The 23581-nt window shown below is 43.9% G+C and carries 22 protein-coding genes; 7 read left to right on the top strand and 15 right to left on the bottom strand.

Annotated features, from left to right (window positions below; genetic code table 11):
- Nucleotides 1-452: 452 nt before the first annotated feature.
- Nucleotides 453-1133 (top strand): DNA mismatch repair endonuclease MutH, encoded by a 681-nt coding sequence (gene mutH, locus R8N28_RS09305; RefSeq protein WP_017821501.1) that lies wholly within the window; start codon nt 453-455, stop codon nt 1131-1133.
- Nucleotides 1134-1148: 15 nt separating this feature from the next.
- On the opposite strand, the gene R8N28_RS09300 is transcribed toward mutH, so the two are convergent.
- The gene (locus R8N28_RS09300; protein WP_005381772.1) at nt 1149-1460 is read right to left on the bottom strand and encodes a DUF6482 family protein; all 312 of its coding nucleotides are present in this window, start codon (nt 1458-1460) and stop codon (nt 1149-1151) included.
- Nucleotides 1461-1614: 154 nt separating this feature from the next.
- Between R8N28_RS09300 and R8N28_RS09295 the strand changes: the two genes are divergently transcribed.
- On the top strand, nt 1615-2649 hold the full coding sequence (locus tag R8N28_RS09295; RefSeq protein ID WP_005381774.1) for an NADP(H)-dependent aldo-keto reductase: 1035 nt from the start codon (nt 1615-1617) through the stop codon (nt 2647-2649).
- A gap of 134 nt (nt 2650-2783) precedes the next feature.
- Here R8N28_RS09295 and R8N28_RS09290 read toward each other — a convergent pair whose 3' ends face one another.
- From R8N28_RS09290 to xerD, 7 genes are all read right to left on the bottom strand, one after another.
- Nucleotides 2784-3035 (bottom strand): hypothetical protein, encoded by a 252-nt coding sequence (locus R8N28_RS09290; RefSeq protein ID WP_005381776.1) that lies wholly within the window; start codon nt 3033-3035, stop codon nt 2784-2786.
- Between the two features lie 527 nt (nt 3036-3562).
- On the bottom strand, nt 3563-4897 hold the full coding sequence (vpsR, locus tag R8N28_RS09285) for a cyclic-di-GMP-binding transcriptional regulator VpsR (protein WP_017635067.1): 1335 nt from the start codon (nt 4895-4897) through the stop codon (nt 3563-3565).
- A gap of 242 nt (nt 4898-5139) precedes the next feature.
- A complete protein-coding gene (gene lysS, locus R8N28_RS09280; protein WP_193837556.1) occupies nt 5140-6657 on the bottom strand; it encodes a lysine--tRNA ligase in 1518 nt (505 codons plus the stop codon).
- Between the two features lie 34 nt (nt 6658-6691).
- A protein-coding gene (gene prfB, locus R8N28_RS09275; RefSeq protein WP_193837555.1) for a peptide chain release factor 2 occupies nt 6692-7790 on the bottom strand; the annotation gives its coding sequence in 2 pieces (ribosomal slippage) (nt 6692-7714 and nt 7716-7790; 1098 coding nt in all).
- Nucleotides 7791-7963: 173 nt separating this feature from the next.
- Nucleotides 7964-9703, bottom strand: a complete 1740-nt coding sequence (gene recJ / locus R8N28_RS09270) for a single-stranded-DNA-specific exonuclease RecJ (RefSeq protein ID WP_017821504.1) — start codon at nt 9701-9703, stop codon at nt 7964-7966.
- 43 nt (nt 9704-9746) lie between these two features.
- Nucleotides 9747-10535 (bottom strand): bifunctional protein-disulfide isomerase/oxidoreductase DsbC, encoded by a 789-nt coding sequence (gene dsbC, locus R8N28_RS09265; protein ID WP_005381786.1) that lies wholly within the window; start codon nt 10533-10535, stop codon nt 9747-9749.
- A gap of 59 nt (nt 10536-10594) precedes the next feature.
- Nucleotides 10595-11512: a site-specific tyrosine recombinase XerD gene (xerD, locus tag R8N28_RS09260; protein ID WP_005381788.1), complete on the bottom strand. Its 918-nt coding sequence runs from the start codon at nt 11510-11512 to the stop codon at nt 10595-10597.
- Between the two features lie 157 nt (nt 11513-11669).
- On the opposite strand from xerD, the gene fldB reads away from it, so the two are divergent.
- Entirely contained in the window at nt 11670-12188 is a 519-nt protein-coding gene (gene fldB, locus R8N28_RS09255) for a flavodoxin FldB (RefSeq protein WP_005381790.1), read from the top strand.
- A gap of 85 nt (nt 12189-12273) precedes the next feature.
- Here fldB and brnQ read toward each other — a convergent pair whose 3' ends face one another.
- Complete coding sequence (gene brnQ, locus R8N28_RS09250) at nt 12274-13584, bottom strand: branched-chain amino acid transport system II carrier protein (protein WP_005381792.1); 1311 nt, start codon at nt 13582-13584, stop codon at nt 12274-12276.
- A gap of 330 nt (nt 13585-13914) precedes the next feature.
- Here brnQ and R8N28_RS09245 point away from each other — a divergent pair, with 330 nt between their 5' ends.
- Nucleotides 13915-14634 (top strand): tRNA1(Val) (adenine(37)-N6)-methyltransferase, encoded by a 720-nt coding sequence (locus R8N28_RS09245; RefSeq protein WP_017635070.1) that lies wholly within the window; start codon nt 13915-13917, stop codon nt 14632-14634.
- Nucleotides 14635-14741: 107 nt separating this feature from the next.
- Entirely contained in the window at nt 14742-15965 is a 1224-nt protein-coding gene (srmB, locus tag R8N28_RS09240; RefSeq protein WP_005381797.1) for an ATP-dependent RNA helicase SrmB, read from the top strand.
- A gap of 109 nt (nt 15966-16074) precedes the next feature.
- Here the strand turns inward: srmB and yaaA are convergent, their stop codons facing one another.
- Entirely contained in the window at nt 16075-16851 is a 777-nt protein-coding gene (yaaA, locus tag R8N28_RS09235) for a peroxide stress protein YaaA (RefSeq protein WP_005382848.1), read from the bottom strand.
- Between the two features lie 110 nt (nt 16852-16961).
- Entirely contained in the window at nt 16962-18395 is a 1434-nt protein-coding gene (locus R8N28_RS09230; RefSeq protein ID WP_005381800.1) for an alanine/glycine:cation symporter family protein, read from the bottom strand.
- A gap of 721 nt (nt 18396-19116) precedes the next feature.
- Between R8N28_RS09230 and R8N28_RS09225 the strand changes: the two genes are divergently transcribed.
- On the top strand, nt 19117-19302 hold the full coding sequence (locus tag R8N28_RS09225; RefSeq protein ID WP_005381805.1) for a DUF3545 family protein: 186 nt from the start codon (nt 19117-19119) through the stop codon (nt 19300-19302).
- A gap of 236 nt (nt 19303-19538) precedes the next feature.
- On the opposite strand, the gene R8N28_RS09220 is transcribed toward R8N28_RS09225, so the two are convergent.
- From R8N28_RS09220 to nfo, 3 genes are all read right to left on the bottom strand, one after another.
- Nucleotides 19539-20090: a hemerythrin domain-containing protein gene (locus R8N28_RS09220; RefSeq protein WP_017821507.1), complete on the bottom strand. Its 552-nt coding sequence runs from the start codon at nt 20088-20090 to the stop codon at nt 19539-19541.
- Between the two features lie 113 nt (nt 20091-20203).
- Nucleotides 20204-20884 (bottom strand): uracil-DNA glycosylase, encoded by a 681-nt coding sequence (gene ung / locus R8N28_RS09215; RefSeq protein ID WP_005382846.1) that lies wholly within the window; start codon nt 20882-20884, stop codon nt 20204-20206.
- Between the two features lie 289 nt (nt 20885-21173).
- On the bottom strand, nt 21174-22058 hold the full coding sequence (gene nfo, locus R8N28_RS09210) for a deoxyribonuclease IV (protein WP_053304353.1): 885 nt from the start codon (nt 22056-22058) through the stop codon (nt 21174-21176).
- A 326-nt stretch (nt 22059-22384) separates the two neighbouring features.
- Here nfo and grcA point away from each other — a divergent pair, with 326 nt between their 5' ends.
- Nucleotides 22385-22762, top strand: a complete 378-nt coding sequence (gene grcA, locus R8N28_RS09205) for an autonomous glycyl radical cofactor GrcA (protein ID WP_005381814.1) — start codon at nt 22385-22387, stop codon at nt 22760-22762.
- 65 nt (nt 22763-22827) lie between these two features.
- On the opposite strand, the gene R8N28_RS09200 is transcribed toward grcA, so the two are convergent.
- Nucleotides 22828-23532, bottom strand: a complete 705-nt coding sequence (locus R8N28_RS09200; RefSeq protein ID WP_170893689.1) for an NADPH-dependent FMN reductase — start codon at nt 23530-23532, stop codon at nt 22828-22830.
- Nucleotides 23533-23581 lie beyond the last annotated feature (49 nt).

Below are 23581 nucleotides of genomic sequence, written 5' to 3'. Positions count from 1 at the left end.
CATTTATTCACCTTTTCTGTGAATAACTTTGTGAAGAATTCAATTCAAATGAGTAATTCAGTTCAATCCCATCAAATGAAAAACAAATGAATAAACAAAAAAACAAACATAAAGCATTGATAAAAAAGTATTTATTTTTAAAAATAACGATAATTCGATCTTCAATTTCTTGATGATCTTTTCACCAAACTCAGATCGGTCAAAGATCCACCAACAGGCTATTTATCCACACTTACCTGCTATTCGTTTAGATGATTACAACAAAATCAACCCCAAAAATGCATTTTAACCCCTGTTTATTCATACAGACCTCGTCAGGATCTTATCAATACCTCCTCCACCTGTGGATAAGTTATGAATTGATCGTTCTTACACCGCCTCGGTGAAATCTTAAACAGTAGATTTGGTCGGAGTTTGATAAACTATATTTTTTGTAATACCACCTTGTAACTATGAAACCAGAACCACAAACAGAAGCAGAGCTATTGGAACGAGCGCATGATATGGCAGGACTCAGTTTTGCTGAGTTGGCCGCCGAGGCGAATATGATTGTTCCTGAAAACTTAAAACGTGATAAAGGTTGGGTGGGTCAATTACTCGAATGGCACTTGGGCGCTCCAGCTGGCAGTAAACCTCAACAAGATTTCGCAAAACTAGGGATCGAGTTGAAAAGTATTCCGATCAGTTACTCTGGCAAACCTTTAGAAACAACCTTTGTTTCTGTGGCCCCCCTCACTGGTGTTCATGGTCTTACATGGGAAACAAGTCATGTTCGAAACAAGCTATCTCGTGTGCTTTGGGTACCCGTAGAAGGAGAACGAGAAATCCCACTCGCTGAAAGACGTGTGGGCAGTCCACTCATTTGGTCACCAGATGAAGAAGAAGAACGGATTTTGCGAAATGACTGGGAAGAGTTAATGGAGATGATCGTCTTGGGAAGATTTGATCAAATTTCCGCCAGACACGGAGAAGCGCTGCATCTTCGCCCTAAAGCCGCAAATGCAAAAGCGCTCACCGAAGCATATAACTCAAATGGTAAGCCGATGAAAACTCTGCCCCGAGGCTTTTACCTTAGAACACAGTTTACTGAACAGATCTTACTCAAGCACTACATTAACACTCAACCAGAATAAAACTATATCAGCTATTTAGTGCGTCACGAGCGATAACTCAATATCGCAGTACGAGGCTGCCTCTTCAGTGCCACATTCGTCATACGCATTACGCAGCCTTAAATACGCTTTATCGACCCCTAGCCTCAATAATTCTTCTTTTACTAAGTCTAGAGAGCCAAAATGTATCGGGTCTTCACCGTCTTTAATCGGCTCAAGTTGATGCTTGTACTCCACAGCTAAAAGATAGTCAGAGACATCAGAACACCCAATCACAAATACTTTGGGAGTTTTATAAGTATCTTTATGTGGACCATGTAGCCACATGTCCAATTGATGCTTCTGCATAACATACCTCCTTCACACGATTATTTAAGTGTAGTTAGGCTAACTGTAGCTTTCGAGTTTGCTCTCCCTTTATACGTAAATCATTTGCGATTGCGGCTAAAAATCCCCTATATTGGAGTCACTTATTTAGTCGGTAACTCTTCAAGGACGTGATATGCAATACACAAAACTACCGCACTCATCACTTGAGATCAGTAAAATCTGCCTCGGCACTATGACGTTTGGCGAGCAAAACACAGAAAAGGACGCCTTTGAACAGCTCGACTTTGCCCTCGATCATGGGGTGAACTTCATCGATACCGCAGAGATGTACCCTGTACCGCCAAACTCGGAAACACAAGGGCTCACCGAGCAATACATCGGTAATTGGTTAGCAAAAAGCGGCAAAAGAGAGAAAGTAGTACTGGCAACAAAAGTGGCAGGCCCTCGCAATGTTCCTCACATTAGAGACAACATGAGCCTTAATCGTCGCCACATCCATACAGCAATTGATGACAGCCTTAATCGTCTACAAACCGATTATGTCGATTTGTACCAACTACATTGGCCGCAGCGTCAAACCAACTGCTTTGGTCAACTCAACTACCCATACCCTGACAAACAAGAAGAAGTCACGTTAATTGAAACGTTGGAAGCGCTTACTGAATTAGTGAATGCAGGTAAAGTGCGCTATATCGGCGTATCCAACGAGACGCCGTGGGGTGTGATGTCGCTATTGCGTTTGGCAGAAAAACACGATTTGCCAAGAATTGTCTCCATTCAAAACCCATATAACTTATTGAACCGCAGCTTCGAAGTTGGCTTGTCTGAAATCAGCCATTACGAAGGCGTTCAGTTACTTGCCTACTCTCCTTTGGCATTTGGCTGCCTGAGTGGTAAATACCTAAACGGGGCAAAACCTGAAGGCGCTCGATGTACTAAGTGGGAGCGTTTTGCGCGCTACTTCACTCCACAAGGTGTTAAAGCGACCGAAGCTTACGTCAATTTAGCTCAAGAGCATGGTCTAAACCCTGCACAAATGGCGCTCGCGTTTGTCAATCAGCGTCCATTTGTTGCTTCTAACATTATCGGAGCAACAAACCTAGACCAATTAAAAGCCAATATCGACAGTATTGATTTGCAACTTAGCGACGAACTACTTACTGAAATTCAAGCAATAGGTACCACTTACTCGAATCCTTGCCCTTAACAGTAAAGCTCCCTTCAAACGAAAACAGCTGATCTTCAAGACCAGCTGTTTATCCAATGAAGTCATACTTCATATAAAAAGTTAAGCGTGTTGAATGACTCGTTAACAACTCAGTCAGTCCAACACGCTAACGATTACGTCATTATTCGCGACGTTAAAACTCGACGAAGGTGACGAACTCGACGTTCAACTTTAACTGCATCCGGAACATTGGCACGTGTAGAACGACCATCGCGATCTAAACCAATATCTCTCAATAGATGAACATTCGTCCATGGAATATCATGAGCAGTTCGGCGTATGGTGCGCTGCCATTGCTTTTCTTCGCGTTTAAGGTCTGCTTTCAATAGCAAAGTGGCCAATTGTAGGTAAATAGAGTGACGCATAATATTTTCTCCGATTATCGATGTATTCGACTGGGAAAAATAGTGCGTAAAATGAACAGAAATATTCTGTTGATACTAAGCCGCTACTTTTCCGCAGCCTAGTAATAAATATGATAGGTTACGGATTAATTTTTATCTTGTGAGCCAGTGGTATTGGTATCATCCGATTTAAGGGTTATCGGAGCGATAGGCATACGATCAGCGCAAGCAGTGGTGTTAACAACGTAATGTTTCATCTTGCGCCTCCTAGCTAAAAATTAATCCGTTTATGAAAGGTATAACTCACTGAGTTACGGTTAAATTGTAAGCTTTGATGAATATATATCAAACATTTTTTGCCTTTTTGATTAAAAACAAATCAATACACCGCAATTTAGTTTCATATACTTTTATGTATAACATATTCACCTGAGGAATATATAAATTTGCGGATTTTATAAATCAAACCAAACAAAAAATAAAAAGAGCGGCTCTGTGGCCACTCTTTTATTGTATTTATTCGCCTATTTGACACAGGGAAAGGCCAACTACATGGCTTGTTCGGAAATCAAATTATGTTTATTAAGTAGTCGATACATGGTTGCACGCGAAACTCCTAGCTCTTTCGCCGCGTTTGAAACTTGACCAGAATGAGATTCCAAAACAACTAGCAACGCATCACGTTCACTCTTCTCACGGATTGATTTCAAGCTGCGCTTTGAGTCATTACGTTGAGGTAAATCTAAGTGATGCTCTTCAATCATTACGCTGTCGGACATTAATACCGCTCGCTTCACTTGGTTCATCAGCTCACGCACATTTCCAGGCCAGAAATAACGTGTCAGTGCCTTGAATGCATCCTCAGAAAAGCTTTTTGCTTGCGAGTTGTACTCTTTTGAGAACTCTTGTAAGTAGAAACGAGCCAGCAATGCGATGTCACTCGCACGTTCTTTCAAGCTAGGGACATTGATGCGCAAAACGTTGATGTAATGGTAAAGCTCTTCATTGAAGTCACCGTCAATCAAAGCTTTTTCAACATCTGACGAGTTAGCAGCAAGAATACGCACGTTAACCGCTTTTACGCCATCTTTGGTATCAATGGTGCCTTCTTGCAAGAATCTCAGCAGATTCATTTGCTGCTCTTTTGAAATGGTAAGAATGTCGTTAAACAACACGGTGCCGCCATCTGCTTGTTCAAGCAGGCATGCTTCCATATCTTCATCGGCGTTAATACCAAATACTTCAGCTTGGAAACGTTGTTCATTGAGTGCGCGACAGTTAATTGCCATAAACGGTTTATGAGAGCGTGAAGAGACTTTATGGATGGCCCTAGCAACCGCCTCTTTACCAGTCCCACTTTCCCCAGAAATCAGAATACTGACGTCCGTTGGACCAATGCGCTTCACTTGATCGCGTAAACGTTTCATCGGGATAGATTCACCGATCAAACCCATATCTAAACTGCTACCAAAACTAGGCCAAACTTTTTTCTCCAACTTAAGCATGCCAAGCTGGTGACCTATTGTGCTTAATAACTGTGCATCTGGGATCGGCGCTGTGAAAAAATCGATACAAAAGTTAACAATGAACTGGCATATGGTGTCAGTGCCAAGCTGAGATTCACGAATAAACGCTAACCAACGTACGTGTTTGTGAGAGCTGACTAAGTTCGCCAAACCATTCAAGCTGAACTCGTCATGGCTGAGATCAACAATACCGATACATGGACCAATATCTTCTAACAGCGTATTAGCTTTGCGTAAGTCACCTACTTGGTGACACTTCCAGCCCACTTGCTCCAGTACCGATAACCAAGGCTCATAAGTACCGCCAACTACCACAAGCGATCCCGGGATGGAATCCATCTTAAACTGCCCAGCCATTCTCTAACCCTTTTTCATTGTTAATAGAAATTTTGTGCCACAAACTTATCTTTGCGAGCGGGTAACATTATCGAGACTCCGCCCCCTCACGTCTGTCTCAGTATTAAGACTATGCAATAGATTGAGATTTGGCGAATGTTTATTTGCATATCCCATTAAAAAGCAAATGCAACAACTTGAATCAGCTTAACTAAAAGGCAAAAAAAAACCACCCGAAGGTGGTTTTTACTCATCCTATCGAATTACGCTTGCGGGCGCATTGCAGGGAATAAGATCACGTCACGGATAGTGTGCGTGTTAGTCAGTAGCATAACCAAACGGTCGATACCGATACCTTGGCCTGCTGTTGGCGGTAGGCCGTGCTCTAGAGCAGTGATGTAGTCTGCATCGTAGAACATTGCTTCGTCGTCACCAGACTCTTTCGCTTCAACCTGTGCTTTAAAGCGTGCATCTTGGTCTTCAGCATCGTTAAGCTCTGAGAAACCGTTCGCTACTTCACGGCCACCGATAAAGAACTCAAAGCGGTCTGTAAAGAACGGGTTATCGTCGCTACGACGAGCCAACGGAGAAATATCTGCTGGGTAACCAGTGATGAACGTAGGCTGCATTAGCTTAGGTTCTGCTGTTTCACCAAAGATCTCTTCAAGAAGCTGACCACATGTCCAGAAAGGTTCTACTTCAACGTGAACAGATTTCGCGATAGAAACCATTAGATCACGGTTTTGTAGGTCTTCTTCTGTTAGCGCTTGGATTTGCGCGTGGTCTGGGTTGTAGTGCTTGATTGCTTCGAACATGCTCATACGAGTGTAAGTACCACCAAACTCAACCGTTTCATCACCGTAAGGCATTGACGTTGAACCTAGAACTTCTTGCGCCACTGAGCTTAGTAGTTCTTCAGTTAGGTCCATCAGATCTTTGTAGTCTGCGTACGCCATGTAGAATTCCATCATTGTGAATTCTGGGTTGTGGCGTGGAGAAAGGCCTTCGTTACGGAAGTTACGGTTGATTTCGAATACGCGATCAAAACCACCAACAACTAGACGCTTCAGGTATAGCTCTGGCGCGATACGTAGGTACATTGGCATGTCTAGTGCGTTGTGGTGCGTGATGAATGGACGCGCACTCGCACCGCCAGGGATAACGTGCATCATTGGCGTTTCAACTTCCATGAACTGCTTAGAGATCATGAAGTTGCGGATTGCAGACATTACTTTAGAACGTACTACGAACGCTTGACGAGATTCTTCGTTAACGATCAGGTCAACGTAACGTTGGCGGTAACGCATCTCTTGGTCAGTTAGACCGTGGAACTTTTCTGGAAGTGGACGTAGTGCTTTGGTTAGCAACTCGTACTCTTCCATGTTCACGTATAGGTCACCCTTACCAGACTTATGAAGTGCACCTTTAACACCGATGATGTCACCGATATCTAGACCTTGGTATTTTTCTTTAAGTACTTTTTGAACCGCTTTGTCAGCGTAAGCTTGGATACGGCCAGAAGTTTCTTGAATTACCAAGAATGGACCACGTTTAGCCATGATACGGCCAGCGATTGCTACTACGTGGTTAAGCTCTTCTAGCTCTTCCTTCGTCTTTTCACCGAACTCTTTCTGAAGGTCGCCCGCTAGTGCGTCACGACGGAAGTCGTTTGGATGGCCGTTCGCTTTGCAGCTCTTTCGGATTGCATCCAGTTTAGCGCGGCGTTCAGCAATCAGCTTATTTTCTTCTAGTACAGTTTCGTTTTGAACAGCATCAGTCATTTTCGATGTATCCTGTTTTTGTCGGTGAAAAGCTTTAAAGACCTGATTTCAGGCTAGCTTCAATAAATTTGTCCAGATCGCCATCAAGAACCGCTTGAGTATTACGGTTTTCAATGCCCGTACGGAGGTCCTTAATACGTGAGTCATCCAATACGTAAGAACGGATCTGGCTACCCCAGCCAATGTCAGACTTAGCGTCTTCATTAGCTTGTTTTTCCGCATTTTGCTTTTGCAATTCAAGCTCAAATAGCTTCGCTCGAAGCTGTTTCATTGCCTGATCTTTGTTCTTATGTTGAGAACGGTCATTCTGACACTGAACCACTGTGTTCGTAGGTACGTGCGTAATACGTACCGCAGATTCTGTGGTGTTTACGTGCTGACCACCTGCGCCTGACGCACGGTAAACGTCAATACGTAGGTCGGAAGGATTAATGTCGATGTCGATGTTTTCATCAATCTCTGGATAGATGAACGCAGAAGCAAATGACGTATGGCGACGACCGCCTGAATCGAACGGAGATTTACGAACAAGACGATGAACGCCCGTTTCAGTACGTAACCAACCGTACGCATATTCACCAGAGATGCGAACTGTTGCCGACTTAAGACCCGCGACTTCACCTTCAGAGACTTCAATCACTTCAGCTTTGAAGCCCTTCGCTTCTGCCCAACGTAGGTACATACGCAGCAGCATGTTAGTCCAGTCTTGTGCTTCTGTACCACCAGAGCCTGCTTGCAAATCGATGTAACAATCAGAGCCATCGTGGTCGCCAGAGAACATACGACGGAATTCAAGCTTTTCTAGCTTCTCTTCCAACTCAGCAAGTTCTGGTTCAATTTCGTCAAATGTTTCTTGATCTTCTTCTTCTACAGCCAGCTCAAGAAGACCTTCTACATCTTCCACACCTTGCTCTAGTTGATCAATGGTTTCAACAACCGCTTCTAGTGATGCACGCTCTTTGCCCAGTGCTTGCGCACGCTCAGGTTCGTTCCATACATCTGGTTGTTCAAGTTCTGCGTTGACTTCTTCTAGACGCTCTTTCTTCGCGTCATAGTCAAAGATACCCCCTCAGGACATTTGTGCGCTGAGACACGTCCTGTAGACGGTTTTTAATTGGATTGATTTCAAACATGTTTACTCAACATTTTAGAATAGAATTTAACCGAGAAATTCTACTGAAAAATGTGACCGAGATACAGGAAAATTTCGGATGAGAAATCAGATTGCGGTGAGAGAGAGCACGGTCATAAAATTTTACGCCCACTTAGGGGCAACCGTACTCTATAAGAAAGGTTAATCTAGGTATTACTTAGCTTCGATATGGTCGATCATCAATTGCAATGATTGATTACCACGAAATTCATTCACATCCAGCTTATACGCGAGACGTACTGTTTTAACCGATGCATCTGGCCATCGGCGTAGATCAACATTGAATGCAATGCCGTCGATCATCACATTGGTAGGGTGACCTTTATAAAGCGGCTCTAACATCAATTTAAGATGCTTCTCACCCACCAGCTTTTGATGCAGTACTTTAAACTCACCATCAAAGATTGGCTCTGGGAAAGCTTGTCCAAAAGGGCCACCCGATCGCAGCTGTTCAGCAACATGCATAGAGAACTCTTCCGGCTTAAGTTCACCATCTGACATGATCACGCCTTTTAGCGCCGCTTCATCGAGTTCCTTTTTTACCACTTCATCAAACAAACGACTGAAACGCTCAAAATCCTGCTCTTTAATCGTTAAGCCTGCTGCCATGGCGTGTCCACCAAACTTGATGATCAAACCCGGGTTTTGCGTGTCGATGAAATCCAACGCATCACGCATGTGTAGCCCCGGAATAGAACGACACGAGCCTTTAATCGTCCCTTCTCCGCCATCAGCAAATGCAATGACTGGACGGTGAAACTTCTCTTTAATACGCGAAGCCAAAATACCAATCACACCTTGATGCCAATCACGTTGGAACAAGGCTAGGCCATAAGGAAGCTCATTGCCTTCACCAAACTGAAGGCGCTCACAGAAAGCCATCGCTTCTTGCTTCATGCCTTCTTCAATCTCTTTACGAGTTTGGTTCAAGCCATCCAATTCACTTGCCATGCGACGAGCAGCGTGGATGTTGTTACACATCAACAGTTCAACACCGAAAGACATGTCATCAAGACGGCCTGCTGCGTTAATACGTGGACCTAAAGCAAAGCCAAAGTCAGACGCAACTAAACGACGCGCATCGCGCTTCGCGACCTCAATTAACGCTTGGATACCGGGACGCGCTTTGCCCGCACGAATACGTTGCAAGCCTTGGTGTACAAGAATGCGGTTGTTTTCATCCAATGGAACGACGTCGGCGACGGTACCCAGTGCAACAAGGTCAATCAGTTCCATCAACTTGGGTTCTTGCATCCCCTGTTCTGCAAACCAATTGTGTTTTCGCATATGAACGCATAGTGCCATCATGAGATAAAACGCGACCCCCACCCCCGCAAGCGCTTTAGATGGAAAGCTACAGCTCTCAAGATTTGGGTTCACCATTGCATCCACATCAGGCAACACTTGTCCAGGCAAGTGGTGATCGGTAACGAGCACGGTAATGCCATTTTCTTTTGCGTAACGCACACCTTCGATTGATGAGACGCCGTTATCCACCGTCATGATCATCTCAGCGCCAAGCTCTAAGGCTTGGTCAACGACTTCTGGACTTAACCCATAACCGTCTTCAAAACGATTTGGCACTAAGTAATCCACATTGTGACTACCAAGCATACGCAGCGCGAGTACTGATAATGCTGAGCTTGTCGCACCATCAGCGTCAAAATCACCGACAACGATGATGCGTTTTTGTTCTTTTATCGCCTGAAACAAAAGATCGACAGCTTGCTCAATCCCCCCGAGTTTTTGATATGAATGCAACCCACGGGCCGACGTTTCTAATTGTGAAAGATCCGTTATCCCACGGTTGATGTAGATACGTTTAAGAATCGGAGGAATGGAATCAGGAAGAAGGGAAAGATCAGGTTCAGGACGTCGTTGAATTTCTATCATGCTTAAAAGAGCCGACAACTTTGCCGGCTCTGCTCCTAATGGATTATAGTTGCTTTAAACGTTTCAATAGCTCTGCAGGTGGTAGGTAGCCACCAACCATTTCGCCATTCGGTAAGAAGATTGCTGGCGTACCAGAAATACCCAATTGGCGACCTAGATTGTAATGCGCCTGGATGGTTTCTTTACACTGTTTTAAGTCTTTCGCAGGGTTATCAAATGTACGATTCACTTTCGCGTTGTGCATTGCCGACGCCGGATCTTCAGCACACCAAATCGTTGCCATTTGCTCTGCCACAGGGCCAGTTGCACCTTGGCGAGGGTAAGCCATGTAACGCACTGTGATACCTAGATCATTATAGCCTTGCATTTGGCTATGCAGACGCACACAGTAACCACAGGTGATATCAGTGAATACGGTCACAACGTACTTTTCATCGTCGGCTTTGTATTCGATCATGCTATCGGAGAACTGCGCAATTTTCTCGGCGTTAAGCGGCGCTTGACGCTCTGCTATGACATCTTTGTAACTGCCATCATCATTAATGGCATAAAGCGTACCGGCGATAAAGTGGCTACCATCATTTGAAGCAAACAGGATCCCGCCATTGGTTTGAATTTCCAATAAGCCAGCGACGTCTGATGGTTGAATATCAACGATAGATAAACCAAGCTTTGAGAACTTAGTTTTTAATGCTGCTTCATCAAAGCCGCTTTGTGCAGCTGGCGCTACTTGTTGCGCAGGAGTCTCCGTTTGAGCCTGACTTTCTTCTGCACCACAAGCGGTAACAAAAAATGGTAAAGTCAGCAGAGTTAGTCGGCGTAATACGCTCATGAAATTCACCTTAATGTAAAATCGTTTTTCCAAGAAGACATGGATGAATCTAACCATTGTTACGCTCTTGGGTGGTGTTGACTGTGGATCTGCTTCAATCGTTCAGTCGCCACGTGAGTATAAATTTGCGTGGTCGATAAGTCACTATGTCCTAAAAGCATCTGTACGACCCTGAGATCTGCGCCATAGTTCAATAAATGCGTGGCAAAGGCATGCCGCAGTACGTGCGGCGACAGCTGATCAGTATCAATCCCTGCTATCAAAGCATAGTACTTAATACGGTGCCAAAACGTCTGACGAGTCATCTGTCTTGCGCGTTTACTAGGAAAAACAATATCAGATGATGTATCACCAAGTAACGCAGGGCGCCCTTGTTGAATGAACGTCTCGATCCAATCGACCGCGTTTTCCCCCATAGGAACCAGGCGTTCTTTACCACCTTTACCAGTCACGCGCACCACCCCTTGGCGCAAGCTAACATTTTCCATGGTCAAACTGACGAGCTCTGTCACACGCAACCCTGTCGCGTAGAGTAGCTCTAGCATCGCTTTATCGCGCAATTCTATAGGGTCATTCGGGTCTGGCGCTTCGAGCAACGCGTCAACTTGCTCTTCACTAATATCTTTGGGTAAACGTTGTGGCAGTTTAGGGCTAACCAAGAGCGCACTCGGGTCATCAGCACGCACCTTCTCACGATGCAGATATTGGAATAAACGGCGAATCGCCGACAACATACGCGCACGAGACGTCTGTTTGTAATCTAAATCTACAAGGTGGCTTTGATATTCTTGCAAGCCAGACAAACTGATAAAATCAAGACGGTATCGATGTTTTTCCATCCACACGAGCAGCTTCATTAAATCGTTTCGGTAGGAAGCCAACGTGTTCTCTGATAGACCACGCTCCATCCACATCGCATCTAAGAATTGCTCAACAAGCGAAAAATCTTGTTGATTGACAGGCTGTTGTGCCGTCATGAATGCTTCCTTATCTGTTTATATTTACAGTATTTAGATTAAAGCACCTGTCAATCCAATACCATAAAAAATCATCCCACATAGGATATTCGCTGCAATCTTCCTCAATTTATGGTTAGAATCTTCCACAACAGCAACACAAATAACGACGAATATAATGAAAATCGGACTCTTTTACGGCTCAACGACCTGCTACACCGAAATGGCAGCAGAGAAAATTCGTACCCTTATTGGTGAAGACCTTGTCGACATTCACAATGTGAAAGAGACACCGTTATCACTAATGGCGGACTACGACTTATTACTCCTTGGCATCTCAACTTGGGATTTTGGTGAAATTCAAGAAGATTGGAACGCGATTTGGCAAGACATCGCGACCACGCCACTGAAAGGCAAAGTTGTAGCGCTGTTTGGTCTGGGTGACCAAGAAGGTTACGGAGAGTGGTATTTAGATGCGATGGGCTTACTTCACGATGAATTGCAAGCCACAGGCGCAACCTTTATCGGTTACTGGCCAAATGAAGGCTACGAATTTGAAGCATCGAAAGCATTGATCGAAGATGGCAGCAAGTTTGTTGGACTTGCGTTAGATGAAGACTCACAGTACGAACTGAGTGATGAACGCATCGAAAAATGGTGTGAACAAGTTCTTGTGGAATTCCACGACACGCTTTAATAGCGCAAACACGTCATCATTAAAAAGTAAAAAGCCCGATGAAGTAATTCATCGGGCTTTTTATTATCTTGATAACGCGAAGTGATTACGCGGTTTCTTGTGCTAGCTCTGGGCGAGGTTTCGCGATGAAGAACATGCACACGATAGCCGCAAATGTTGGAAGCACCCAACCCATGCCGACTTCGAATAATGGCAACATGTTAAACGCAGAAACATCAATACCCGATACTTTTGCCGCATCAACCAACGCAAACAGCAGAGATACAAGCAGTACTGCACGGTAAGCAAAGCGTGGATTCGGCAGTTTGCTGCGCACAAATGTTAGTGCAACCAACGCAATCGCCACAGGGTACAGCGCAAACAATACTGGCACTGACAGAGAAATCAGCTGCGCAAGACCAACGTTTGCAACCAATGCACAAACAGAACCATTAATCAGTACCCATTGCTTGTATGACAGTGGTGTTTTCGAGCTGAAGAAATCTGAACACGCAGAAATCAAGCCAATCGCGGTTGTCAGACACGCTAGCAATACGATGACAGACAGAACGATTTGACCGTATGGACCAAACAACGCTTGAACGTATTGGCTAAGCACTAGGCCACCATTATCAGCACCAGCAGCAACCGTTGCACTCGTCGCACCTAAGTAAAATAGTGAGATGTAAACAAACGCAAGACCAGCAGCAGCAATACAACCTGCATAGATCAGATATTTAGTAGTTGCAGAGCGCTCAGTAATGCCTTTACCGCGCAGTGCATCAACCATCAGCATGCCAAACATCAATGACGCGAACGTATCCATTGTGTTGTAGCCTTCTAAGAAGCCTTTGGTCAGAGGCTGCGTTAGGTATTCACCGTGCGCGCCAATCATATCGCCCTGAGGATCAAGGAAGACAGCGACAGCAAGAATGATCAAACCAACGAACAATGCTGGTGTCAGTACTTTACCGATGAGATCGATCAAACGGCCTTGGAACCATGAGAACATCATTGCTGCGATAAAGAAGATCACTGAGAACGCTGTCAGATGCGTTTGTGACGCCTCAAGGAAGAAAGGTTTCACCGCCATCTCGTAAGCCACTAGGCCAGTACGAGGCGCTGCAAACGCAGGACCAATGATGATGAAAATCAGTGCAGCCATAAGAACTGCCGCTTTTTTCGGAAGATCTTGCGTCAAGTGATCCCAAGAACCACCAGCAACAGCAATAGCAACGATAGTAATAAGAGGTAGACCTACCGCTGTTAGCAAGAAACCAAACATAGCTGGCATTAAGTTTTCACCCGCTAACTGACCCGCTAGAGGTGGAAAGATAATATTGCCCGCACCTAAAAAGAACGCAAATAGCATAAAGCCTACTGCGATAATATCTGTTAGTTTTAACGTCTGCTTCACAGATAACCCTTGTCTTTTAATTAATGAATGTTGTGTATGCTTAGACCACTTTTTGTATACCTAAAGTCAATAAGTACACGTGGTTCAATCTATAAAATTTTCGCCGCATAATGACGAAAGACTCATCATTTGGCAACCTTTAAGAAAAAAACACCATATTAATTTAGTTTTCAAACTTAAAAGCAGTGGATATAACCAGATCCAAATAACAGACCAGTTCTTTATCTCGATCAATTAACAATACAATTTAGTAACCAACAAAACAACAATCTATACAATTAATAAACAATAGAGCAATCCACTTAATTATTGAGCAAATATAAAACAATCATGAAGAACAAAAAACTGAAAACTAAAGGCTTCAATTTTAAGCAATTTTGTATTGAGGGCGGCGAGAGTGGTATGCCAGTCAGCACAGATGGGGTAATGCTTGGTGCTTGGATTCAAAGCCCTAACGACGCTAAAATTCTCGATATTGGCACTGGCACTGGCCTGCTTGCCCTGATGTGTGCTCAACGCTTTACAGAAGCTCAAATAACCGCGGTCGATATCGAATTAACAGCCGTTGCTGCCGCGCAAAAAAATATGGCCCAGTCTCCTTGGTCAGATCGTGTAAGTGTGCATCACACCGACATACTGCACTTTACGCCGACACATCCATTCCAACGCATCATTTGTAACCCGCCCTACTTCAACAGCGGCGAGCAATCGAAACACAGTCAACGTGCAACCGCGAGGCACACTGATACGCTAGGCCATAACGCATTGCTACAGCGTTGCTATCATTTGCTTGATGACGAAGGGAGAGCTAGTTTTGTGTTGCCAATCACCGAAGGCGAGCAGTTCATTGAGCTAGCATTAAACCAAAGTTGGTATCTATCGCGGATCTGTCGTGTGCAACCATCAGAAAAGAAACCAGTACACCGACTGTTATTTGAACTGTCAAAACGACCTTGCGATTTGCAGACGTCACATTTAATTATCCGTTCAAATGACGGCTATAGTGATGATTTCATCCAGTTAACCCGCGAGTTTTATCTTAAGATGTGAAATAACATGTGATCCTTATCACCAATCACTTTATAATGTGCGACCTTTTTGTATTCTATGCTGTTGTGGCGAACCATTAACCAAGCTTTGCTTGTGGAGAACTCATTGTGATCAGAACCTTTGCTGAACTTGATCTAGACCAAAACCTACTTGAAGCCATTGAAGAGATGGGTTACGAACGCCCAACAAAAATTCAGGCAGAAGCGATTCCACAAGCGTTGGACGGTCGTGACATTCTAGCGTCAGCGCCAACAGGAACTGGTAAAACGGCCGCCTTCGTCCTGCCAGCATTGCAATACTTGCAAGACTTCCCTCGTCGTAAGCCTGGACCTGCGCGTATTTTGATCCTAACGCCTACTCGCGAACTGGCGATGCAAATTGCCGATCAAGCACGTGCTTTGGCAAAAAATACCAAACTCAACATTTTCACCATCACTGGTGGTGTTCAGTACCAAGAGCACGCCGACATCCTTGCAACAACACAAGACATTGTGGTTGCGACACCTGGCCGTTTAAAAGAATACATTGATGCAGAACGTTTTGATTGTCGTGCAATCGAATGGTTAATCCTTGATGAAGCAGACCGTATGCTAGATATGGGTTTTGCTCCTACAGTCGATCGCCTATCTAACGAATGTCGCTGGCGTAAGCAAACCCTTCTGTTCTCAGCAACGTTAGAAGGGAAAGGCGTAGAAGGCTTTACCGCTGATCTGTTGAATGACCCAGCAGAGATCGACGCAAAATCGCCGCTGCGTGAGCGTAAGAAAATTGCTCAGTGGTACCACCGAGCTGATGATGCTGAACACAAACTGGAATTACTAAAACACATTATTACTCAGCAAGCTGAGCGCACTATCGTCTTTTTAAAGACTCGTGAGCGTTTGGCTGAGCTACGAGCGCAGCTTGAAAGTGCACAGATTCCATGTTCTTGGATTCAAGGTGAAATGCCGCAAGATCGTCGTAACAATGCGATTTCTCGCTTCCGCGATGGAACTGTGAACGTGCTGCTCGCGACGGACGTTGCTGCGCGTGGTATCGATCTTCCGGATGTATCACACGTTATCAACTACGACATGCCGCGCACGGCTGATGTTTACCTTCACCGTATCGGCCGTACGGCTCGCGCAGGTAAGAAAGGTAACGCTATCTCAATCGTAGAAGCACACGACCAACCAATGATGGATCGCGTTGCACGTTACGTGAAAGAAGACATCAAAGAGCGTTTCGTGAAAGAGATGCGTCCTAAACACAAAAAGCCTGTGTTTAAGAAGAAAAAGAAAAAAGACGACAAGAAAAAAGTAGCGAAAAAGAAAACCGCTAAGAAGAAGTAATCTTGTTGGGGCCAAGTAGCTCAAGCTAGAAAATAACAAAGGGTTGGCAATGCCAACCCTTTTTCGTTTGTGCTGATAGAGATTAACGTAGACTACGTCTCAATCAGCTTTATTTTTGCTCTTCGCGTTTAAATACTAACTCTGTTGGCGTCGATTCATCTTCCACAAAGTAGTAACCCGCCGTATCAAACTTAGTCAGGTCTGCAACGCTCTCAACACGGTTTTCAATGATGTAACGCGCCATCATACCGCGCGCTTTCTTCGCGTAAAAACTGATGACCTTGTATTGACCATTCTTACAATCTTTGAATACTGGCGTGATCACTTGCGCATCTAAATTCTTTGGCTTAACCGCTTTAAAGTATTCATTTGATGCAAGGTTGATAAGGACATTATCACCTTGAGCAGAAATCGCTTCGTTAAGCTTGTCCGTAATTACATTGCCCCAAAACTGGTACAAGTTCGTACCCTTGTCGTTTGCAAGCTTGGTACCCATTTCAAGACGGTATGGCTGCATCAAATCAAGTGGTTTTAGTAAACCATAAAGACCCGATAGCATACGCAGATGATCTTGAGCATATTCGAAGTCCGCTTCAGATAAACTTTCGGCGTCTAGCCCTGTGTAAACGTCACCTTTAAATGCAAGAATGGCTTGTCGTGAGTTTTCCGTGGTAAACGTTTCACTCCACTCTTGGAATCGGCCCACATTTAAATCGGCAATCTTGTCGCTCACTTTCATTAAAGAGGCAACATCAGCAGGAGTCAGTTTGCGGCAAACATCGATAAGCTCTTTTGAGTATTCGACCAACTCAGGTTGAGTAAATTTTTCTGTCGCTAACGGAGACTCGTAATCAAGAGTCTTCGCTGGAGAAACTACGATAAGCATGACTTTCCCTTCTCTAATTTTGTTTTTAATAGGGTACAAAAAAAGCCATGCATTGTCTGCATGGCTTTTTACATCGTACTAATAGCTTTCAACTATGAGTGATAGCTCACTTAGTCTTTTTTATCGTTGTACCAAATGCCTTCTTCAAGCTGAGATTTCAGCTCCGGGAAGTCATTCGCATCAAATGTTGGCACTTTGCCTTCACCAAGCTGGCGGTTGTAATCTTTTGCCAGTTTAATCACGATGCCAGATAGCAAGATGATCGCCACTAAGTTGACTATCGCCATCAGACCCATAGAGACGTCAGCAAGCGACCATACGACTGGTAACGAAGCTAGTGCACCAAACATCACCATACCAAGAACAATAACGCGGAAAATGCTTAAGCCCGCTTTATGATTGTGCTCTAGGAAGATTAAGTTCGTTTCAGCATACGAGTAGTTTGCAATGATTGAAGTAAACGCAAAGAAGAAGATTGCCACAGCAACAAAAATGCCGCCCCAATCGCCAACTTGTGAGCTCAATGCACGCTGAGTTAGCTCGATACCCGTCACTTCTGTTGCTTGACCGACATACTCACCAGACATCAGGATGATAGCCACTGTTGCAGAACAGATAACGATCGTATCCATGAACACGCCTAGCATCTGTACGTAACCTTGAGACGCTGGGTGTGGTGGGTAAGGTGTTGCTGAAGCTGCCGCGTTAGGTGCAGAACCCATACCTGCTTCATTCGAGAATAGACCGCGCTTGATACCGTTAATCATTGCCTGTGCAATTGCGTAGCCAAGACCACCTGCTGCTGCTTCTTGCAGACCAAATGCACTCTTAAAGATAAGCATCAATACATCAGGTAATTTCTCTAGGTTAGAGAACATGATGAACAGCGCTAGGGCTAGATAAAGTAGTGCCATGATCGGAACGATCATCTCAGCAACTCTTGCGATACGCTTGATGCCACCGAAAATAACAATTGCAGACAGTAGAACAACGGCAATACCGACATACAGGTTATTCCAACCAAATGCGTTGCTCATTGCATTGGCAATTGAGTTAGCTTGTACGGCGTTGAATACCAAACCAAAAGCGATGATTAGGAAAACTGAGAACAACACGCCCATCCAACGCATGCCCAAGCCTTTTTCCATGTAGTAGGCAGGGCCACCACGGTAGTTGCCATCATCATCTTTGGTTTTGTATAGCTGCGCCAGTGTGCTCTCAGCAAACGATGTTGCCATACCAAGCATTGCAATCAGCCACATCCAGAAGATCGCACCAGGACCACCCGCAGTCAATGCCACTGCAACGCCCGCCATGTTACCTGTACCAACACGTGCAGCAAGACTAGTACAAAGCGCTTGGAAAGAAGAAATACCAGCTTTGTCTGCTTTACGGCTGTTCTTAAGAACAGAGAACATGTGGCCGAAATGGCGGAACTGAATGAACCCTAATCGAACGGTGAAGTAAATACCAACACCAACAAGAAGATAAACCAGAATCGAGCCCCAGAGGAGATCGTTCATCAAATTGATTAAGTCTGTCATGTGTACCTCAAAGTGAGTTGCGCCAGTCTATGCGTCCTAGCCATCCACCAAATTGCCTGCTAAGTGTCAAAGTGTGCTTAGCTTTTTAAGTAATGTTTATGGGCAATCTAGAATCGTAAACGTCGCTTCATGCATCCATTTTACGTACCAGCGTATTTTTTGACGGGCGGATAATGCAACCTAGGAGCGCAAAAATCAATATGCAATAATAAGAATAACATTGTTATTTTTCACTATAAAGTCACCAAAAAATAACATAAATAGAAGACTTAACACTCAAACTGCGCAACATTTCAATTACCAAACACCAACATAAATAATTATTCTTCATTAAATGGAATGGCAAACCGTATAAACAAGAACAAGCTAGTATTCACAAGGTGTTACATAAATTTACGCTAGTGACTTACCATCTAATTGAACACTATTTCATCAAACTGATTTTATGCAACTTTAACCTTTGCGCAGTGCACCCATTCATCAAATCGAATTAACATAGAAAATCTCTCTATTTAATCGTTTTCTTGAGATCGTTTGTGCATTTTTTATCCACATCGTTGCAATAAAAAGTGTGATTTTGAGAATATTTTTGCACGAAAATGTCATGCTACCGACACAAATGCGAAATATATCATGTTTATTCTCACGGCTATTGTGGTACTTAAAAAACTCCACAAGGACTGGTTACAACAGTTTAGCTTAAGAAAGGTAAAGGTGGCTTATGGAAGGCTTTCAACTAGATGACATTTTTAATCTGGATACTACCTCAACAACCAAATCTCGTGCCAAACCAGTAAAGCGAAAGTGGCGTGAAATAGAAGAGATGAACGACAGACGCAATTTGCTTAAAGAGCTGCGCGAACTTGATGTCTGTACCGATTATAACTTGGAAGACATTAAACTCTAATTCAAACAAAAGGCACCTTACAGGTGCCTTTTGTTTTTTGTTTACAGTGACCGTAAACACCGTGAGTTTATGTACCAAGGTTTAAGTATGAATACCATTATTACTCAATGAGAATCTTCCGTACTTTTTGCCGAGAAATATGCACACTAAATTTTCGGTTGATTCCCAATAAATAAGAAATGTATCTCACAAACCCGAGAGACGGCTTTCGCTCGCTCAGGTTTCATCACTCAGGCTTAAACATACTCAGTATCACTTTGACGAACACGTTCGGCCAACTGCTTATAACGATCAGCAATCGTGTCACCAAACACAGGATCATCCTCACTGACGCTCCATAAGCTCTCGACATGCTGCCAATCTTCTGTGGTAAATAACTCTTCAATGAGAGGCAAAATTTTTCGCTCTTCTAGCTCCAAGTGGCGCCTTTGCGATTCAATGAAATCTTCTAGGTGAGCGACGAACATGTCTTGTGGCACAACAGCATCCTGAAGGATCATCTCTATCACGGATGAAAACTCTCTGGTTTTACTAGCTAACTCTAGATGTTCTTTCTCTAAATTTTCCATGGTTTGTTGCTTACCATAGTGTTCAAGAAAGTGGTGATAGAGGATATCTTCTTTCGGGTGGTGTACTTTCTCCGAATGATTAGAGAGGTAATCAACAATCTCGCTTACTAACGCATAGTTGATTACACGTTCTTTTTTTATCTCATTAAGCTTATGGCGCAGTATCGCCAACAGACGAACCATATAACCATGTTCGCGTCGAATTCTTTCGATCATCATAGCGTCTCTCCTTAACACCTACTTTTAGTAAGTGTACATGAGAAATTTACTATCAGCCTCGAGCATGCTCAAAAAAACAGCGATCATAGCATCCATGATCGCTGTCTCTTCATTTATACCGTTAATGGCAAATGCCAGTTAATTGGTGCTTTTTCTTGTGATGTAAGCAACTGGTTTGCTTGAGAGAAATGCTTACAACCGAAAAAGCCTCGATGTGCAGAAAGTGGCGATGGGTGTGGGGCAGCTAACACATGGTGCTTATTGCGATCGATAAAACGACCTTTCTTCTGTGCATGTGAACCCCACAGCAAGAACACTACACCTTCTTGATGCTGATTAATGGCTTCAATCACTCGATCAGTAAACGTTTCCCAACCTGTCTTTGAATGTGAATGCGCTTTACCTTGCTCCACCGTTAATACCGTATTGAGTAACAATACGCCTTGTTCAGCCCAGCTTTGCAAAAAACCATGCTGAGGGATTTGGAAACCTTCAATATCTTGCGCCAGCTCTTTATACATATTAACCAGTGACGGTGGCGTTTTAATGCCAGGAAGTACAGAGAAACACAGGCCATGCGCCTGATTTGGGCCGTGGTATGGGTCTTGTCCTAGAATCACGACCTTAACGTCTTTGAACTCGGTAAAACGAAACGCGTTAAAGACATCTTTTGCGGGAGGAAAAATAGCTTTGCCTGCGGCGCGTTCGGCTTCAACAAAATTCAAGGTGTCTACAAAGTAGCTCTGCTTTTTCTCTTCGCCGATCACATCGTGCCAAGTGGGTGACTGATTCATGGAAAGTTCCTGTCCTAAATTTTGCTTCTATTCTAACGAGCGAAACTCAAACAAACAAAAACTTACCACGAACTTGAGACAAGTAATAAAAGACTAATGCTTCTGTGGCGTTCGAAAATGCCCCCGTCCGGTAATGTGACGATTAGGCATCGGTAAGCGAAGCACGCGACGAGTGTAAGCATAAGGAGTAAAAGAGAGTGGTCGAGACATGTTGGCATCCTTCTTTGCTAATTCAGAGATTGATGTTCAATGACTAAGAAAGAAAGGTGCCAACTTTGTGGTTACGCCATTAACTGGCAATGGCCGCTAAATGGAATTGACGCAACGTGTCGATCTCTTGCTGCCAAATATCTGGATCAATTGTTTCTAAAATCAGAGGGATACCATCAAAACGAGGGTCTTTTGCGATGTACTCAAAGCAATCCCACCCGATCTCTCCTTTACCTAGAGAATGGTGGCGATCTACTTTGCTGGCAAACTCTACTTTTGAATCATTTAGATGCATTGCTCTTAAATAGTGCATACCTACGATACGGTCGAACTCTGCAAAGGTGCGCTCGCAATCTTCTTTTGTACGTAAGTCATAACCAGCCGTAAAGGTATGGCAGGTATCAATACAAACGCCGACACGATCTTTATCTTCCACTTGCTCGATGATTTCAGCAAGGTGCTCAAACTTCCAGCCTAAGTTAGTGCCTTGACCTGCCGTATTCTCGATAACAGCGATCACATTCGGCACCGCTTTATGCGCAAGATTGATCGACTCGGCGATCGTTGCGAGGCACTCCTGTTCAGAGACTTTCTTTAGGTGACTACCCGGGTGGAAGTTAAGCAAAGTCAGCCCTAACTGATTACAACGCTCCATTTCATCAATAAATGCCGCGCGGGATTTATTCAGCTTTTCTTCTTCCGGCGCACCCAAGTTAATCAGATAAGAATCATGGGGAAGAATATGTTCTGCTCCGAAACCCAGCATTTTACAGTTCGCTTTAAACGCACTGATGGTTTTTGCTTCTAAAGGCTTCGCCACCCACTGGCGTTGGTTTTTTGTAAATAGTGCGAATGCATTCGCGCCAATTTCACGAGCTCTCAACGGAGCTTGATCGACCCCACCAGCAGCAGAGACATGTGCACCAATGAGTTTATTCCCAAGCTTGTTTTTCATGTTTGTCATTTAATCACTTTAGACTTTCAGTATTGCTACCTAAATACAGATAGTTGCGTTAACCAGTTTAAACTTTAATCTCAATTTGTAGTAAATTTACAACGAAACTAGTTATTAAATATTTTTTATATTATCAAATAAATTGTAATTAGTTTGTTTTCAAAGGTTTTATTGATTTAACTCAATAAAATTACCTTAATAAAAATAATGTTTTTGGTTGTTTTTTGACTTAAATCAATATTAAAATAGTGGATATTAGCTATATAATACTCAGCTCAACGAAAATTCGAAAATTAACACCAATAATCACCACGTAAGTGGTCTAGGAGATAGTGATGATCCAAGGTATCCAAATTACAAAAGCGGCAAACGACGACCTACTAAACTCTATCTGGCTATTAGATAGCGAAAAAAATGAAGCTCGTTGTGTTGCTGCAACTGCTGGCTACGAAGCAGACCAAGTTATCGCAATCAGCGACCTAGGTGAATACGAAAGCCGTGAAGTTGCAATCGAAACTGCTCCTCGTATCGAAGGCGGCCAACACCTAAACGTGAACGTGCTTAAACGCGAAACACTAGAAGATGCAGTTGCACACCCAGAGAAATACCCACAACTAACTATTCGTGTTTCTGGTTACGCAGTACGTTTTAACTCGCTAACTCCAGAGCAACAACGTGATGTAATCGCTCGTACTTTTACTGAGACTCTATAATCTCTCAGTAAACTAGCTCGCTAGAATTTAAAAAGCTTGGTCAGCAATGACCAAGCTTTTTTGTTTCAGAATCCTTCTAACCCCTTTCTATAATGGAAAGCAACTCGCCTCTGAGGTGCATTTCTTTGCGAAGGATCTTTCTGAAACGCTTGCGCTACAGAGGTTGGATCAAGCCTATCTCTTTGCAGTGACGCCCCTTCTGCCCACCAAATCAATTGATGCATAGTGCGATTCATATAGTTGTCCCACTGCGTCTGCTCCGACTCATCCGCAGCAACGCCCTGTTCATCAAAGACTTCTTGCGCTTTCGGAATGTGGATCATCGCAGAGACAGGTAGACATCCAAGTTCAGATAAGAAGGTACGCATAGAAACGGCAGCTCTAACACCACCCCATTGTCCGGCAGAATAGGTCACGATAGCACTCGGCTTGTAAGAAAACAGCGAACTGCCGAAATGGTTAAGCGTGTTCGCCAGAGCAGGACTCATCGAATGGTTATATTCCGGGCTAACCATCACATACCCATCCGCATGTTTGATTTTGTCTGCCAGCTCACTTAGGTTCTGCGGAACTTTAGAGCGGTGATAAGCAAACTCGGGCTTAAACACATCACCAAAGTCGTAATTCAAAGGGTCGATGATTTCGACCGTATGTTGCGAATGTTGACTCGCGATGAGTTTTTCACACGCTTTACTGACTCGCATTCCTAAACGGGCTGGTCGTGGTGGCGTGCTGTCTCTCACTGAGCCAAGAAAAATCAAAAAATGCATGCTTCTCTTTCCATCTCATTTAGTTAAGTTCGTTTCTCAATCATAAAGA

This window comes from Vibrio sp. Vb1554 (assembly GCF_033344235.1).
This window is presented reverse-complemented; position numbering and strand designations above follow the sequence as displayed.

Coding starts and splice junctions, on each gene's coding strand:
- mutH (WP_017821501.1), top strand. CDS start 453: ATGAAACCAGAACCACAAACAGAAGCAGAGCTATTGGAACGAGCGCAT.
- R8N28_RS09300 (WP_005381772.1), bottom strand. CDS start 1,460: ATGCAGAAGCATCAATTGGACATGTGGCTACATGGTCCACATAAAGAT.
- R8N28_RS09295 (WP_005381774.1), top strand. CDS start 1,615: ATGCAATACACAAAACTACCGCACTCATCACTTGAGATCAGTAAAATC.
- R8N28_RS09290 (WP_005381776.1), bottom strand. CDS start 3,035: ATGCGTCACTCTATTTACCTACAATTGGCCACTTTGCTATTGAAAGCA.
- vpsR (WP_017635067.1), bottom strand. CDS start 4,897: ATGGCTGGGCAGTTTAAGATGGATTCCATCCCGGGATCGCTTGTGGTA.
- lysS (WP_193837556.1), bottom strand. CDS start 6,657: ATGACTGATGCTGTTCAAAACGAAACTGTACTAGAAGAAAATAAGCTG.
- recJ (WP_017821504.1), bottom strand. CDS start 9,703: ATGATAGAAATTCAACGACGTCCTGAACCTGATCTTTCCCTTCTTCCT.
- dsbC (WP_005381786.1), bottom strand. CDS start 10,535: ATGAGCGTATTACGCCGACTAACTCTGCTGACTTTACCATTTTTTGTT.
- xerD (WP_005381788.1), bottom strand. CDS start 11,512: ATGACGGCACAACAGCCTGTCAATCAACAAGATTTTTCGCTTGTTGAG.
- fldB (WP_005381790.1), top strand. CDS start 11,670: ATGAAAATCGGACTCTTTTACGGCTCAACGACCTGCTACACCGAAATG.
- R8N28_RS09245 (WP_017635070.1), top strand. CDS start 13,915: ATGAAGAACAAAAAACTGAAAACTAAAGGCTTCAATTTTAAGCAATTT.
- yaaA (WP_005382848.1), bottom strand. CDS start 16,851: ATGCTTATCGTAGTTTCTCCAGCGAAGACTCTTGATTACGAGTCTCCG.
- R8N28_RS09230 (WP_005381800.1), bottom strand. CDS start 18,395: ATGACAGACTTAATCAATTTGATGAACGATCTCCTCTGGGGCTCGATT.
- R8N28_RS09225 (WP_005381805.1), top strand. CDS start 19,117: ATGGAAGGCTTTCAACTAGATGACATTTTTAATCTGGATACTACCTCA.
- R8N28_RS09220 (WP_017821507.1), bottom strand. CDS start 20,090: ATGATGATCGAAAGAATTCGACGCGAACATGGTTATATGGTTCGTCTG.
- ung (WP_005382846.1), bottom strand. CDS start 20,884: ATGAATCAGTCACCCACTTGGCACGATGTGATCGGCGAAGAGAAAAAG.
- nfo (WP_053304353.1), bottom strand. CDS start 22,058: ATGACAAACATGAAAAACAAGCTTGGGAATAAACTCATTGGTGCACAT.
- grcA (WP_005381814.1), top strand. CDS start 22,385: ATGATCCAAGGTATCCAAATTACAAAAGCGGCAAACGACGACCTACTA.
- R8N28_RS09200 (WP_170893689.1), bottom strand. CDS start 23,532: ATGCATTTTTTGATTTTTCTTGGCTCAGTGAGAGACAGCACGCCACCA.